Here is a 15184-nt window from a genome sequence, read left to right on the forward strand (position 1 = left end):
TATTGAAAAATGATTGCGGAATTATGAGGAGTTATCGTGGTTAAAATTTTTGATACACACACACATTTGAATGATCTGACTTTTGTCGGACAAGAAGCGTCCTTGATGGACCGGGCTGCTAGGTTAGGCGTGGTCAAGGTGGCCAATGTTGGTTCAAACCAAGCTTTGAACGAAGGCGCTCTCCGTTTAGCGGGAATGTTTCCGAACGCTTACGTGATCGTTGGTTGGCATCCAGATGACGCTAAGGACTATAATGCCGCAGCCGCAGCGTGGTTACAGGCGCAATTACACCAACCCAAAGTGATCGCCATTGGTGAGATCGGGTTAGACTATCATTGGGATGCTTCACCACGGCCAGTCCAGCGACGAGTTTTTGCAGAGCAATTGGCTCTGGCTAAGGCGGCTGATCTACCAGTTTCGATCCATTCGCGCGAGGCTCTGGCCGACACTTATCAGATCCTCCAACAGGCGGGATTGCCACCGCAACGCATCATCATGCATAGTTTCAACGCCGAGCCAGAATGGGTCAATAAGTTTCTTGATTTAGGGGCCTATCTCTCCTTTAGTGGCGTGATCACTTTCAAAAACGCGGCGTACTTGCGTGAAAGTCTTCGTCAAGTTCCTTTAGATAAGTTGTTAGTAGAAACTGATGCGCCTTATTTAACGCCAATGCCTCATCGTGGTCAGCAAAACGAACCAGGCTATACACGTTATGTTGTCGCGGGGATCGCCCAGAGTCTTGGCTTACCACTGGCAACGATCGCGGCGCAAACGTATCGTAATGCACTTAAAGTTTTTGGTTTGGAGGCAACGAAATGATCCAAGAAGTGATCGTTGTAGAAGGACGCGATGATACCCGACGGTTGCGTGAAGTTTTCGGGGCCGTTGATACGATCGAAACACGCGGATCTGCAGTACCAGACCAGATCCTCAAAGAGATCCAAGCCATAGCCCAAAAAAGACCACTTATCATTTTGACGGATCCCGATTTTAATGGTGAGCAGATCCGTCAAAAGGTTTTGGCGGTAGTACCGACTGCTAAACAGGCGTTTCTCCCCCGTAGCCAAGCCCGCCCAAACGGTAAGGGGAGTTTGGGTGTGGAGCATGCAAGCGCGGCCGATCTGCGGGCCTGTTTACAACATGTTTTGACGACCAGCACAACGTATCAAAGCGCGCTGACCCATCTGGATTTAGTTCAAGCTGGCCTAGTTGCTGGACCTAACGCCAAGAAAAGACGCGAACGATTAGGCGATCTGCTTCATATCGGTTATACCAATGGCAAACAACTTTTGCCGCGCTTACAGATGCTACAGATCTCTGGCGCTGAATTTAAACAGGCGTTACGGCGATTGGAGGAAGATAAATGAGCGAACAACCACAGCGGTTAGATATTGCTGACCCGATCCGTACCAATGCGATCTTGCATCAATTTCATTTTGAGTTCAAGAAGAGTCTCGGGCAGAATTTTCTGACCAATCGACGGGTCATCGCGGGGATCCTGGCCGCAGCCGATCTGCAGCCAACCGACTTGGTGATCGAGATCGGTCCCGGGATCGGCTCATTGACAGAGCAATTGGCTCGCCGAGTCCAGCAGGTGATCGCAGTAGAGATCGATCAGCGGTTGATCCCGATTTTAGGGGAAACATTGGCGCCTTATTCAAATGTCCAAGTGGTCCATCAGGATATTCTAGTGACAGATCTGACAGCCTTGTTGACCGAGTATGCTGCACCCGGATATGGTCAGGTCAAAGTCGTCGCCAATTTACCATACTACATCACGACTCCGATCATGTTTAGTTTGATCGCCGGTCAGACACAGCCGGATGTGCTGGTGTTGATGATGCAAAAGGAAGTCGCGCAACGGATCATCGCCCAGCCGGGACATAAAGATTTCGGTCCGCTAAGTATCAGTACCCAATTACAGATGCAAGCCGAGATCGATCAGATCGTGCCTAAAACGGCCTTTGTGCCTCAGCCTAATGTAGATTCAGCGGTGTTACGCTTGCGAAGATATCCTCACTCTCCTTATCAGATCACGGATCAACAACGGTTTGATCGAATCGTTCAGGCCAGCTTTCAGCAGCGGCGCAAAAACTTACAAAACAATCTTTTACGGTTGGTCGGCAAAGATCAGAAAAATGAATTATTGGCAGCTTTCAAACAAGTTGGCCTAATGGGGACCTTGCGTGCTGAACAATTGACGATCCCAGATTTTATTGAATTAACGGCGGCATTGAGCGGGTTACGACTGGTAAAATAGTTGGTTATCCAGTAGGCGAGCTGATCAAAAAAGATAATTTAATTTTAATCTCATTTTTTAATAAACTTGAATAAATTCACAATTTGTGCTATACTGATAGCCAAGGAGTGAGGCCAATGCCAATGTCATTATCAAGCATCAAGCATCAGCTCGACGATCATATCGGTCAACGGTTGACGGTAGTTGCCCAGGCAGGACGGAAGAAGATCACACGACGTCATGGCACTTTGAAAGAAACTTATCCGGCGGTATTCATTGTTGATCTGAATCAGGATGAGAATTCTTTTGAACGGGTTTCTTACAGTTATACTGATTTACTGACCAGATCGATCGAAATCGAGTTTGACAATAGTTCATTAGCAGCTGAATAGTATTTTGTAAACGATCAAGTCGGGCGTGCTCAGCGCTCGGCTTTTTTGTTTGATCACAAAAGGTCGTCTAGGTCTGTGCATAAGTCGCTCACCGAGACCTATTTTTAGCAGTGCCAAGATAGGGCCGATCACGATGCGGTCGTTTCATTATCTTGATCCTGATTCCGATCAGGCCTGCAGACTTACCACTGGGCTTGATATTACCAGATCGTGATCAGGGGATAAAGTAAGGTGGTTTGCGACGATTTGGTTCAGGCTTCATGTTACAATCAATTTAATAAAGTGAAATGCGGTGAGCAAGTGATGGAAATCAGTGAACGGGCACCGGCAAAAGTCAATCTGGCCTTAGACGCTCTTTATCGGCATAATAATGGCGCTGAGGAATGGCGCATGATTTTGATCTCGGTCGATCTGGCCGATACAGTCAGGATCAAAACAACTTCAACGGGGCGGATCTCAGTCAGGACCGATAATGGTTTTCTCCCAGTCGATCAGCGCAATCTGGCTTACCAAGCTGCGGCGTTATTGAAACGTACTTTCAAGATCAAGCAAGGCGCTCAAATCGAGATCACGAAAAAAATCCCGGTTTCTGCTGGCCTGGGCGGTGGTTCTGCGGATGCGGCCGCGGTTTTGCGGGGACTTGATCGACTTTGGGCGTTAAATCAAACGAAAGCTGAATTAGCGACACTGGCCCTAAAACTTGATTCCGATGTACCTTACTGTCTCTATTCAACGCCAGCAGTTGTTTTGGGACAGGGCGATTCGGTCAAACCATTGGCCTTGTTACCAGATTTCTGGGTGATCATCGTTAAACCACAGGTCAGTGTTTCAACGACAAAATTATTGGCGCGGGCACAATTTGATCAATTGACGACCCATCCTGATCTGACTCAAGTAATCGCGGGTTTACAAAACAAGGATTGGCACACGATGGCACAGGGAATGGCTAATTCGTTGGAAGAGGTAACTTTTCGCCAATATCCCCAACTAGCGGTGATCAAACAACGTATGTTACGTTCTGGAGCCTTGGTTGCGCAAATGAGTGGTACCGGGCCAACGATGTTTGCTCTTGCGGCCCGTGAGTCACAGGCCAAGCGGATCTATAATGCGATGCGTGGTTTTTGTGATGAAGTTTATCTGACTCGACCTGTGAGCCTATGACCATTTGATAAAAACGAACGATTTAATAAAAAATAACATAATTGTCTAGAATTTTCAGCTTATTACCGTTATAATTGAGCTAATAATTCGAGGAGAAGATAATAATGAAAGTAAGGCGTAGTGATCGACTGATCGACATGACCAGCTATTTGCTGGATCATCCCCGGGAACTGATTTCGTTGCCGTTTTTTGTACGTCGCTATGATTCGGCTAAGTCTTCGATCAGTGAAGATTTAGCGATCATCAAACGAACGTTCCTCACGCGCGGCTTGGGGCGAGTCCAAACGTTACCAGGAGCGGCCGGTGGCGTCCAGTATTTGCCAGGAGTCAGCCAAAGTGTGGCTACTGGTTTTTTGGAAATGATGGCGTTGAAACTGGCGGAAAAAGAGCGTCTCTTGCCAGGGGGCTATCTCTATTTATCTGATTTGTTGGGAAATCCTACTTACTTGCGCCTGATCGGTCGCTTGATCGCTGCGTTATATGTAGACCGACAAGTTGATGCGGTGATGACCGTAGCGACGAAGGGGATCCCGATCGCTCAAAGTGTGGCCACTTGTTTAGGCGTTCCTTTTGTGATCGTGCGCCGCGATGCTAAAATCACCGAGGGTGCGACAGTCAGCGTCAATTACGTGTCCGCATCTTCGTCCCGAATCGAAAAAATGGAATTGTCCAAGCGAAGTTTGCCGGAAGGGGCCAACGTCGTGATCGTTGATGATTTCATGAAAGGCGGCGGCACGATCCACGGGATGCATGACCTATTGAAAGAATTCGAAGCAGAGTTAGTGGGGATCACCGTCTTTGCGGAAGCGACATTTTCCGGTCAACGGGTGGAAAATGAATACACCTCGCTATTGAATGTTGTTGATGTGGATACTCATGCTAATGAAATCAAAGTTGAGTTGGGTAATTATTTAGATAAATTAACGGCACTGATGACAGATTAAGCTTGTTTTGGTCTATCAAATTTTAGTGTGGTGCGAATGAGCGGCGTTAGAGAACGCATTTTTGTTCTCTGGCGCTTTTGTTTTGCTTTGAGTACGACGGGGGAGCGGTGGCAACGTTCGCTTTTTCCATTGTGTTTATTTTCTGATTAAGTTATGATTAACTTGATCAAAAAGAAAAAATCTTTAAATTGGTTTACTGAAGGGAAGCTTATTATGTCAGGGCGTTATACGATAATTCTAGCAGCTGGTCAAGGTACACGAATGAAGTCGAAATTGTATAAAGTACTTCATCGTGTTTGTGGCCGTTCGATGGTCGATCATGTATTGACTCAAGTCGAACAAACAAAGCCAGATAAGATCGTGACTGTTGTTGGCCACGGGGCGGAGGCAGTCGAGGATCTGCTGGGCACGCGGAGCGAATACGCGTTTCAGGAGGCACAATTAGGGACTGGGCACGCTGTTTTACAGGCTGAAGAAAAACTAGGCGCGTTGGCAGGCATGACACTTGTCGCTAATGGTGACACCCCGCTATTGACGGCTCAAACCTTCGAGAAATTGTTTGCTTATCATCAGGCCAAAGGCGCCAAAGCAACGATCTTGACAGCACGAGCGACGGATCCCACCGGTTATGGCCGGATCATCCGTAATGATTTAGGGATCGTTGAAAAAATCGTGGAACAAAAGGACGCGACTAAAGAAGAAACAGCGGTCAACGAGATCAATACCGGCGTTTATTGTTTTGATAACCAAACTTTATTCAAGGCGCTTCATCAAGTTACCAATCATAATGCGCAAGGTGAGTATTATTTGACCGATGTGATCCAGATCTTGAAAGACCAAGGGGAGATCGTCGCCGCCTATCAAACACCTGATTTTAATGAGTCTTTAGGAGTCAACGATCGGGTCGCATTGGCGCAGGCAACCAAGATCATGCAACAACGGATCAACGAAGCCCATATGCGTAATGGTGTGACTTTGATCGACCCAGCAACGGCCCATATCGATGCTGGGGTCAAGATCGGTAATGATACGATCATTGAAGGCCAGGTCAACCTTAAGGGTAAAACCGTGATTGGATCTGATTGCTATATTGGCTCTAATTCCCAGATCGTTGATAGCACTTTGGCTGATCATGTGCAGGTAACCAGTTCTACCTTGGAACAAGCGCAAATGGCGGCGGGTTCAAATGTTGGCCCCAACAGTCATTTGCGACCTCAGGCGGTGATCGGTGCCGATGTGCACATCGGGAATTTCTGTGAGATCAAAAACGCGACGATCGGTGATCGCACCAAAGTCGGCCATTTAAGCTATGTCGGCGACGCGATACTAGGAACTGATATCAATGTTGGCTGCGGGGTGGTTTTTGTTAACTATGACGGCGTTCATAAATTTACGAGCGAAGTTGGGAGTCATAGTTTTGTTGGCAGCAATTCAAATATCGTCGCGCCGGTCAAACTGGCCGATCATAGTTTTGTGGCGGCTGGATCAACGATCACTGATGATGTGCCGACCCGGGCTTTGGCGATCGCGCGGGCACGTCAAACGAATAAAAATGACTATTGGCATAAATTACCCCTTGCTCAGGACCCCGAATGGCATTAGAATTTAGGTAGTGTGTAAAAATAGGAGGAAACAATGACAAGTAGTTGTGCTGATTCAAAACTGAAGATTTTTTCGTTAAACTCAAACAAGCCTTTAGCGGAAAAAATCGCGGCTGCAGTTGGTGTACCTTTAGGTAAATCATCTGTAACGCGGTTCTCTGACGGTGAGATCCAAATCAACATCGATGAGAGTATTCGTGGCGCCGATGTTTTCCTGATCCAATCGACCTCAGCGCCCGTCAACGACAATTTGATGGAATTGTTGATCATGATCGACGCCTTGCGCCGGGCTTCAGCTAAGAATATCAATGTGGTGATGCCATACTATGGTTATGCGCGTCAGGATCGGAAAACGCGTGCGCGGGAACCGATCACGGCTAAATTGGTGGCCAATATGTTGCAACGAGCGGGTGCTGACCGAATCTTGGCCTTGGACCTGCACGCACCGCAAATCCAAGGATTTTTCGATATTCCGGTGGATCATTTAGTTGGTTCGCCACTGCTGGCGGACTATTTCCTGGCTAATCACTTAGACGAGAATGCTGTTGTTGTTTCGCCTGACCATGGTGGTGTTGGTCGGGCGCGCAAATTAGCGCAATTTTTGAAGGCGCCGATCGCGATCATCGATAAGCGACGTCCGCGCGCCAATGTCGCTGAAGTGATGAACATTATCGGTAAAGTTTCTGGTAAACGCGCAATCATTATTGATGATATGATCGACACCGCGGGAACGATCACTTTGGCCGCGCAAGCACTGATGGATGCTGGTGCCAGCGAAGTTTACGCATCTTGTACTCATCCAGTCCTGTCTGGTCCGGCGATCGAACGGATCACCAAGTCACCGATCAAGAAGTTGATCGTGACTGACTCGATCAATTTGCCTCAAGAGAAAGTGATCGACAAAATGGTGCAAGTTTCTGTTGGTCCATTGATGGGCGATGCGATCCGTCGGATTTATCATGATGAACCAGTCAGTCCGCTATTTGTCAATCGTTATCAAAATCAACAAAATCAAGATTGATCTTTACTTAAGGAATCGCGTCAGGCGGTTCCTTTTTGAATACAACGATGATGGCATTTTGCGTTTCAAGGACAGTGCTGCGAAAGGTCATTGCTGAGATCACTTTTGAATAAAAAAAAGCCTTCAGTGAGCTAGGCTTACGAAAGGCTTGGATCGATCCATTGATCAGAGTCAAGATTTAGGATCGATTTTGTTCGTTTGATCAGGTGTCGTGTTCTGCTGGGCCTGTAATAGATCACGGATCTCTTTAAGATACTGTTCTTCGGCGGAAACTGGCACAGCTTCTTCCTCAGCAGGTCCAGACGTTAGATCACGTAATTTGTTGAAGGATTTTACGATCAGGAAGATCACGAACATCATGATCAAGAATTGGATCACGTCATTGAGAAAACTACCAATAGTAAACTTAGCAGCACCCACTTGAAAACTGATCGAAGAAAGGTCGACGGAGCGGGTAAAGATCCCGATCAAAGGACTGAGGACGTTTTTTGTGAGGGAAGCGACGAGTCCATTGAAGGCGCCCCCAATCAAAACACCGATCGCCATATCGATGACATTACCACGAGAAATAAATTCACGAAATTCTTTAAGCATGGTTATAACACTCCTATTCTATTGTTCGCGGATGCTGTGAGCTGGGCCTAGGCCAGATATTTGCAGGAATAGCGGCCGATACTTTGCCGTCAATTTCAGTTCTCAGCGTGGGGATCGACTAAACAGTCATTGCGCAGATATTGTTTGAATTCTTGATAAAGTGGCTCAAAAAGTTGTAGTTCTTCGGGATGGATCATTTCCCGTGGGAAGAAGAAACGTTCATCACCGGTACTCTTACCCGTGATCGCCGCAACGATCGGACTAACTGTTGAAAGTTCTTCCAAAGTACCATCTTGTTCCATCAACTCGATCTGAGTTTTGGGTTCTTTGGAAGAGGGATCATAAGCGTCATAGGGCAGGTCATAACTATCATTGACTGCGGTGTAATATTGTGGATTAAAACCGGCCGCTTCAATCAATTCTTGCAAGTGTGGCAGTAAATCGCGTGTTTCTGGGGTGAAGCGGACTGATTTCAACGGCCGCCGATCAAGAAACCGGGAAGCCAAGTCACGTAGGATATCATCAGGATGATCTCGCCAAAGCGTGAAGTAAGTCGTCAAAACACCGTCATCAAGACGTAAATAGTCTTTCAAAGTGAAGTCATCTTCCAGAAAGGGCACCAGTAACGTTGGGGTCTGCTCATGATTCAGCTGGCCATGTTCGTATAAATACTTGGCCCGATGGAGTAAATGGTCAAGGATCACTTCCATTGAACGACTGACTGGATGAAAATAGACTTGTTGATACATTTGGAAACGACAAACGATATAGTCTTCAACGGCGTGCATCCCGCTGGCTTCAAAGGCGATGCCGTGTCGATAAGGACGCATTACTCGTAAGATCCGAGTCAAATCGAACATGCCATATTTGGTACCGGTATTATAGGCGTCGCGCAAGAGGTAATCCATCCGATCTGCATCGATTTGACTACTGATCATTTGGACCACTTGAGGATCCGCATAAGTTTTACCAATAACACTGGCCACTTTTTCAGGGAAATCCGGACTGATACCTTGTAGCACCTGATTGACCTCCGTTTCAGGCGAGGTCAGGATCTGTCGGGTGATCGCCTCGTGGTCCGTCCCAAAAATATGTTCAAAAGTATGGGAGTAAGGACCATGACCAATATCATGTAAGAGGGCCGCGCATAAAGCGACTAATCGTTCTTCATCATCGTGCCACAGATGATCTTCAGCGGTCTTGGATGGGTAGTTACGCTGAAAATTGTTACAGATCTGCCGCGTGATCTCGTAAACCCCAACACAATGGGTAAAGCGGGAGTGTTCAGCACCATGAAAGGTATAAGAGGATGCGCCCAATTGTTTGATCCGGCGTAGTCTCTGAAACTCGGATGTGTTGATCAAGTCAAGGATCACTTGATGAGTCACATGAATATAATTGTGGACAGGATCACGTAGGACCTTTTCCCGGGGTAACATGATTGGTTTTACCATTGCTAACAACTCCTTTATTTTTTTAGAGCGCAGAGTGCAACGGGTTGCTTTTGAGCACGACTAGCAAATCGCAATTGTTTTGGACGTTAGTTCTTGCTACCAAAACAGATATGTCGCTAAGCGGAGGTGACCGAATTGGTGGGCACAGTCAATTTAAATTTTATTTCGTTAAATAGGTTGATTGAGTTCGATCAATGATTGCAGAGACTGACTAAAATAATTTTGATATTCTGATCCTGCTATTAAATCAGCAAAACTCAGTCGATCCAATTCAGTCCCTTGTTTGTTGATACCCTGTTGAGTCATTTGGATCGCTTCGTGAACTTGCAGTTCTGGGATGAAATCTGCCAAAGTGGTCATGACCTGAGGATCGACTGCTGGAAAACGCGGTGGGTGCCCCTCACTTCTTTGATAGAAGCTGCGCATCAATTCGCCGCGCTGAGTCTGATCACCATTAACGCTCAGGTAGGCCATGATCGCCGTTGCTCCACGACTGCGACGCTGCGCAATACCGGCTACTTTTTGGGTGCCGACGCTAAGATCAAAGGTACCGGGGCAATAGGAAGTCGCCACTTCGCCGGGAGTCAACTGAATGTTTTTAGAATCGAAACCAGCCTGTAAGAGGTCAGTCATCAGTTGATAACCTTGGTCGATCGTCACAGGGTAGTTTGCCGGTAGGATCAAGGAGATGTTTAGAATGCCCTGATCGCTGGGAATGCCCAAGCCACCAGCGTTGCGGAAAAAATAATGCCAGCCGGCCTGATCCAGACTTTTTAGGCCTGCAGACAGTTGAAGCAGTTGGCGATCACGCAGGCCTAAGATCACCGTTTGATCAAGCGTCCAATAATGAAGCAAGGGCCGCTGCGTTCGTTGAACTAAGCGCAAGAAAGCTTGCGTATCCGCAAAGGCATTTAACATTTGATTGGGGGGATAATGGCGCTGCAAGACATCGATCACCGGTGTCGGATTTTCAAAAATGATGCTGCTCACCTCACAAACTAAGCTAGTCTTAGTATAGCGTAAACCGGGGTTAGAGGGCAAAAAACATGCTACTTTTTTCGAGTAATTGTGGTCTAGGCAAATCCAGAACAATCGCGTCTGATCAATAAAATGCGCAAGTCGTCGTGATTTGCTATATAATTAGAGCAAGTGAGAAAAGAGGCGGTAGTATGCTTGATTTGACAGGACCAATGCCGGTGCATATCCAAATGGCGACTCGGATCGAACAGTCGGGAGAGGTCACGGCCCATCAGTTTGATGAAGCCGGTCAATTGATCCAAATGGGGGCAACGCTTTATTTGCGTTATCGGGAACGAGATCCTGAGACTGGCGCGCAAACTCCTGTGACCGTAAAGATCCAGCCAGATGGTTTGGTGATCTTGACGCGCGGCCAGGCTGATCTGCGTTTACAATTACATTTTCACCCGACGCAACGCTTGACCACAGCTTACAAAACACCTTATGGGGAGATCCCAGTAACGACAGCCACAACGTTAATGGAAAGCCGGATCCAAAACGAACCGCTCCATGGTGAAGTGGCCATTGATTATCAGCTTTTTTCTGAAAAAGAACTGTTGGGAAAATATCAATTGCGATTGATTTTCAAAGCTTAGTCGAGTATTATTAAGGATAGACTGCTGAAAGGATGTGTCCCCCCAAATGGAATTAGATGTTTTTGCGGGCCAAAAAAAATCCGAATTGTCATTGATCGAAGTTGCGCACGCCTTACTAGAAGTACAAGGCGAAGCAATGCCTTTTGCGGATATTGTCAACCAAGTCCAACAGTACTTGGGTAAAAGTGATGAGGAGATTCGTGGTCGGTTAGGCCAATTTTATACTGACTTGAATATGGATGGAAGCTTCATTTCTTTAGGCGAGAACGTTTGGGGTCTGCGGGAGTGGTATCCTTATGAATCCGTAGACGAAGAGGTCAACCATCCGGAAGACGATGAAGAACGACCACGGAAGAAGCGCCGCCGTAAAGTCAATGCTTTCTTGGCCGATGTGTCTGATGATGATGATGTGATCGATTATAACGATGATGATCCAGAAGATGATGATGATTCTGAAGAAGATGACGACGATGACGCGATCGAAGTTACTGAAGATGACGATGATGAAGCTGAAGACAGCCATCCCGCTGACTTTAAGCCGAGTCTGACTGATCTCGATGACCCTGATGACGATTCTGATGATGATGAGTTAGATGATGGGATCGAAGGACAGTTGTCTGAATTCAATGATGACGAATTGGTCGATGATAGTGATGCTGATTTCAGCTCTGACGACGATAGTAGCGATGATGATCATCAAGATGACGATGATGATGCTAGTGACGATACTGACGACGACAAATAATCAAGCATGAACGACTAATAATAAGCCCATGTCGGTGAGATGTTTCTCACTGGCATGGGCTTTTTGTGATTGTGGTGGGAAGTGGAATGATTTTTGGTTAGATCAGGTTAGTTGTTTATCTACATAGTAATAGATAGTAGTTGACAAGATTGCAATCAGGCACTATACTGGTCCAGTACTTAGTAATACTAGGTAAGGCCGATCACCTTTTGGGAAAGGATGACGAAATTGAAAGGAATGACCGAATTACTTAAAGGGGTGCTCGAAGGTGTCGTTCTTCAAGTGATCCAAAATAGCGAAGAAGCATATGGTTATCAAATCACCAGCACCTTGATCGAACTGGGATTTCAGGATATCGTCGAGGGGACCGTCTATACTGTCCTATTACGTTTGGAAAAGAAAAACTTGGTGACCGTTGAAAAAAGGAAATCAATGGTTGGGCCAGCACGAAAGTTTTATCGACTCAATGACGCAGGGGTTACTTACCTGGCTGATTTCTGGCAGAAATGGTCTTTTCTCGTCGATCAACTGATCAAAATCAAACGCTAGCTCGGTGCAAAATGAAGAACAATCGAGAAACAAATAAAGAATGATGACGGAGGCAACAGAAAATGAATTTTTACGATAAGGTCACCGGTCATGATATGACAAAGTTACAGGTGGCATACGATCAGCGGATCGCCAAATTACCTCAGGATTATCAACGTGTTTGGCAGGAACTTAATCAGAAGATCTGGCAGTTCAGCGACTTTTCTGGCCGCAATCTCTACCCGGTCCTAGCAGATGTGGTCGGATTATTTGAGGAAAGCGCGGCCGAGGGACTCACCGCCAGCGCCGTCACCGGATCTAGTCTCAACAACTTTATCACGGAGTTGGCCCATGTTGAGGGGGCTAAAGATTATCGCGATAAACTACGCGCCCGACTGAATGAAACGGTCGCGAAGAAACTAGAAAGAGAGGGAACACGATGAGTTTGAAGCAAGCTTGGGCAGAAAAGAAAGAATGGCGTGACCTCCAAAAGCGTGCCGCGTCTTTGCCGCCTCGTTATCTGATCGTCTATCAAGAGATCCAAAAGTATCTCATGAAAGTCGATCCAGTCAATTTGACCAATGATTTTCAGCCCTTGAATGAGCTTTTGGATCTATTTGAAGATGGGGTGAGTCGACAAAAAGATGTACTGGCCGTTACTGGGACAGATGTGGCCGCCTTCGCCGATGGTTTGATCCTTACTGATCACCCATTTTTGGATGAGTGGCGCCAGCAAGTGGCTAGTCGGCTTTAAAAAGCGGTGTTCTCTGTTCCTGAACTTTTGTTTGGTTACAGATATGATGGAATTGCTCAATTGGTTGGGGCATTGTCGCGATGGTGACCGTATTTGTCCCAGTGCCGGTTCCTTGGAAAAAAGAGGAACTTGTCAGTTTTCCTTGACGAACGTTGAAAATGTTTGTAGAATGTCTTTTGGGCGCCTTACACTTCGTAATGCCAGTTGACCAAGCTCCCTATTCGTTGAATAGGGGGCTTGTTTTATATTATTTGCCCCCGATCAGGATGAAAAGGAGCGTCAGTATGACCAAATATATTTTTGTTACCGGTGGGGTCGTCTCATCACTTGGAAAAGGAATCGTTGCCGCCTCACTAGGCCGTTTACTGAAGAATCGTGGCTTGAAGGTGACCATGCAAAAGTTTGATCCCTATATCAATATCGATCCTGGCACCATGAACCCTTATCAACATGGGGAAGTTTTCGTCACTGATGACGGCGCAGAGACCGATCTTGATCTCGGCCACTATGAACGTTTTATTGATAACGACTTGAATAAATACTCAAATGTCACCACCGGGAAGATCTATTCCGAAGTCCTCCAAAAAGAGCGCCGCGGTGATTATAATGGGGCCACAGTTCAGGTGATCCCGCACATTACCAATATGATCAAAGAAAAGATCATGCGTGCGGCGACCACGACTGATTCTGATGTGATCATCACTGAGGTCGGCGGTACTGTTGGTGATATCGAATCGCTACCTTATTTGGAAGCCTTGCGGCAAATGAAATCTGAAGTCGGTGCTGAGAATGTCGTTTATATACACACGACTTTGGTACCTTACTTGCGGGCTGCTGGCGAGATGAAAACTAAGCCGACGCAGCATAGTGTCAAAGAATTGCGTGGTTTAGGGATCCAGCCCAATATCTTGGTTGTCCGGACGGAAGAACCGATCTCACAAGATATGCGCAATAAAATCGCCTTGTTCTGTGATGTTGATCCAGAAGCAGTGATCGAATCGCTGGACGTGGCGACTCTTTACTCGATCCCCTTGAATTTGGAAAAACAAAAAATGGATCAGATCGTCTGCAATTATCTTCATTTGGACACGCCGACTGCTGATCTGACCGAATGGCGAGAGCTGGAACAACGCGTGCAAAATCTGCATCATCATACAAAAATCACGTTAGTCGGCAAGTATGTCGAGCTTCAAGATGCCTATATCTCTGTTTCTGAAGCATTGAAACATGCCGGTTATTTATATGATTCTGAGATCGAGATCGAAAAGATCCAAGCCGAAGATGTGACCGCTGACAATGTGGCCGAATTATTGGGCGATACTCAAGGTATTTTAGTGCCAGGTGGCTTTGGTAATCGTGGGTTAGAAGGTAAGATCCAAGCAATCAAATATGCGCGCGAGAATGACGTGCCATTTCTGGGGATCTGTTTGGGGATGCAACTAGCCTGCGTGGAATTTGCGCGCGACGTGCTGGGCTATGCTGATGCGGATTCCACTGAAGTCGATACCGCGACCAAGCACAAGATCATTGACTTGATGCCTGATCAGAATGATGTGGAAAATCTAGGCGGGACATTACGTCTGGGCCTTTACCCATGTAAGTTGAAACCCGGTTCAGTGGCGGCGGCTGCTTATGATCATCAAAGCGTGATCCAAGAACGCCATCGGCATCGTTATGAGTTCAATAACCAATATCGTGCTGAAATGAGCGCTAAGGGCTTGGTTTTCTCAGGAGTTTCACCAGATAATCGCCTAGTTGAAGTAGTCGAATTGCCAGAGAAGAAATTCTTCGTGGCCGCGCAATACCACCCTGAATTTCTTTCCCGACCAATGCGCCCAGAGGGGTTATTCAAAGCTTTCATCAAAGCTGCCGCGGGACTTCCTGAATTACCTTGGTAAAAATCCTGATCCATGCAGTTGAAATATGTTCTGTTTTGTAAGGACGGTTTTAACACGAATCAATCCTGATCATCGTGAGACTAAGCCTCAGCTCAAGCTGGGCCTAGTCTTTTTGTTTTCTGAAAACAATTTTGATGAGTCATCAGGCCGCTGGGCAAACTGCACAGTTATCATCCGACTCCTTTTGGCAAACTGACAAAAAATAAGTCGCGCTGATCAGCGTTATGGCGTTACAGAAAA

17 protein-coding genes are annotated in these 15184 nt (G+C 46.6%); 14 read left to right on the forward strand and 3 right to left on the reverse strand.

Annotation, left to right across the window (positions count from 1 at the left end; genetic code table 11):
- The first annotated feature begins 36 nt into the window (after positions 1-36).
- The 8 genes from OCU21_RS06140 to OCU21_RS06175 all read left to right on the forward strand — a co-directional run bounded on the left by OCU21_RS06140 (position 37) and on the right by OCU21_RS06175 (position 7358).
- Complete coding sequence (locus tag OCU21_RS06140; protein WP_261806556.1) at positions 37-819, forward strand: TatD family hydrolase; 783 nt, start codon at positions 37-39, stop codon at positions 817-819.
- The gene (rnmV, locus tag OCU21_RS06145) at positions 816-1367 is read left to right on the forward strand and encodes a ribonuclease M5 (RefSeq protein ID WP_261806557.1); all 552 of its coding nucleotides are present in this window, start codon (positions 816-818) and stop codon (positions 1365-1367) included. The genes OCU21_RS06140 and rnmV overlap by 4 nt, the downstream gene beginning before the upstream one ends.
- Positions 1364-2260: a 16S rRNA (adenine(1518)-N(6)/adenine(1519)-N(6))-dimethyltransferase RsmA gene (gene rsmA, locus OCU21_RS06150; protein WP_261806558.1), complete on the forward strand. Its 897-nt coding sequence runs from the start codon at positions 1364-1366 to the stop codon at positions 2258-2260. Before rnmV ends, rsmA begins: the two co-directional genes overlap by 4 nt.
- Positions 2261-2376: 116 nt before the next feature.
- Complete coding sequence (locus tag OCU21_RS06155; protein ID WP_261806559.1) at positions 2377-2631, forward strand: Veg family protein; 255 nt, start codon at positions 2377-2379, stop codon at positions 2629-2631.
- Between the two features lie 303 nt (positions 2632-2934).
- Entirely contained in the window at positions 2935-3792 is an 858-nt protein-coding gene (ispE, locus tag OCU21_RS06160; RefSeq protein ID WP_261806560.1) for a 4-(cytidine 5'-diphospho)-2-C-methyl-D-erythritol kinase, read from the forward strand.
- A 104-nt stretch (positions 3793-3896) separates the two neighbouring features.
- Positions 3897-4736 carry a pur operon repressor gene (gene purR, locus OCU21_RS06165; protein WP_261806561.1) on the forward strand — a complete coding sequence of 280 codons (840 nt, stop codon included), beginning with the start codon at positions 3897-3899 and terminating at the stop codon, positions 4734-4736.
- 213 nt (positions 4737-4949) lie between these two features.
- Positions 4950-6338, forward strand: a complete 1389-nt coding sequence (glmU, locus tag OCU21_RS06170) for a bifunctional UDP-N-acetylglucosamine diphosphorylase/glucosamine-1-phosphate N-acetyltransferase GlmU (protein WP_261806562.1) — start codon at positions 4950-4952, stop codon at positions 6336-6338.
- Positions 6339-6371: 33 nt separating this feature from the next.
- Entirely contained in the window at positions 6372-7358 is a 987-nt protein-coding gene (locus tag OCU21_RS06175; RefSeq protein WP_261806563.1) for a ribose-phosphate diphosphokinase, read from the forward strand.
- A gap of 171 nt (positions 7359-7529) precedes the next feature.
- Here the strand turns inward: OCU21_RS06175 and mscL are convergent, their stop codons facing one another.
- From mscL to OCU21_RS06190, 3 genes are all read right to left on the reverse strand, one after another.
- Positions 7530-7952, reverse strand: coding sequence for a large conductance mechanosensitive channel protein MscL (gene mscL, locus OCU21_RS06180; RefSeq protein ID WP_261806564.1), 423 nt, complete (start codon positions 7950-7952; stop codon positions 7530-7532).
- A gap of 95 nt (positions 7953-8047) precedes the next feature.
- Complete coding sequence (locus OCU21_RS06185; protein ID WP_261806565.1) at positions 8048-9406, reverse strand: HD domain-containing protein; 1359 nt, start codon at positions 9404-9406, stop codon at positions 8048-8050.
- Positions 9407-9574: 168 nt separating this feature from the next.
- Positions 9575-10396, reverse strand: coding sequence for a lipoyl protein ligase domain-containing protein (locus OCU21_RS06190; protein ID WP_261806566.1), 822 nt, complete (start codon positions 10394-10396; stop codon positions 9575-9577).
- A gap of 179 nt (positions 10397-10575) precedes the next feature.
- Between OCU21_RS06190 and OCU21_RS06195 the strand changes: the two genes are divergently transcribed.
- From OCU21_RS06195 to pyrG, 6 genes are all read left to right on the forward strand, one after another.
- Positions 10576-11019: a YwiB family protein gene (locus OCU21_RS06195; RefSeq protein ID WP_261806567.1), complete on the forward strand. Its 444-nt coding sequence runs from the start codon at positions 10576-10578 to the stop codon at positions 11017-11019.
- 46 nt (positions 11020-11065) lie between these two features.
- Complete coding sequence (gene rpoE, locus OCU21_RS06200) at positions 11066-11764, forward strand: DNA-directed RNA polymerase subunit delta (protein WP_261806568.1); 699 nt, start codon at positions 11066-11068, stop codon at positions 11762-11764.
- Positions 11765-11992: 228 nt separating this feature from the next.
- Positions 11993-12313, forward strand: coding sequence for a PadR family transcriptional regulator (locus OCU21_RS06205; protein WP_261806569.1), 321 nt, complete (start codon positions 11993-11995; stop codon positions 12311-12313).
- A 62-nt stretch (positions 12314-12375) separates the two neighbouring features.
- The gene (locus OCU21_RS06210; RefSeq protein ID WP_261806570.1) at positions 12376-12735 is read left to right on the forward strand and encodes a DUF1048 domain-containing protein; all 360 of its coding nucleotides are present in this window, start codon (positions 12376-12378) and stop codon (positions 12733-12735) included.
- A complete protein-coding gene (locus OCU21_RS06215; RefSeq protein WP_261806571.1) occupies positions 12732-13046 on the forward strand; it encodes a DUF1048 domain-containing protein in 315 nt (104 codons plus the stop codon). Before OCU21_RS06210 ends, OCU21_RS06215 begins: the two co-directional genes overlap by 4 nt.
- A gap of 284 nt (positions 13047-13330) precedes the next feature.
- On the forward strand, positions 13331-14944 hold the full coding sequence (gene pyrG, locus OCU21_RS06220) for a CTP synthase (RefSeq protein WP_261806572.1): 1614 nt from the start codon (positions 13331-13333) through the stop codon (positions 14942-14944).
- The last annotated feature ends 240 nt before the right edge of the window (positions 14945-15184 follow it).

It is taken from the genome of Lapidilactobacillus luobeiensis (genome assembly GCF_024345205.1).
Taxonomy (GTDB): Bacteria; Bacillota; Bacilli; order Lactobacillales; family Lactobacillaceae; genus Lapidilactobacillus; species Lapidilactobacillus luobeiensis.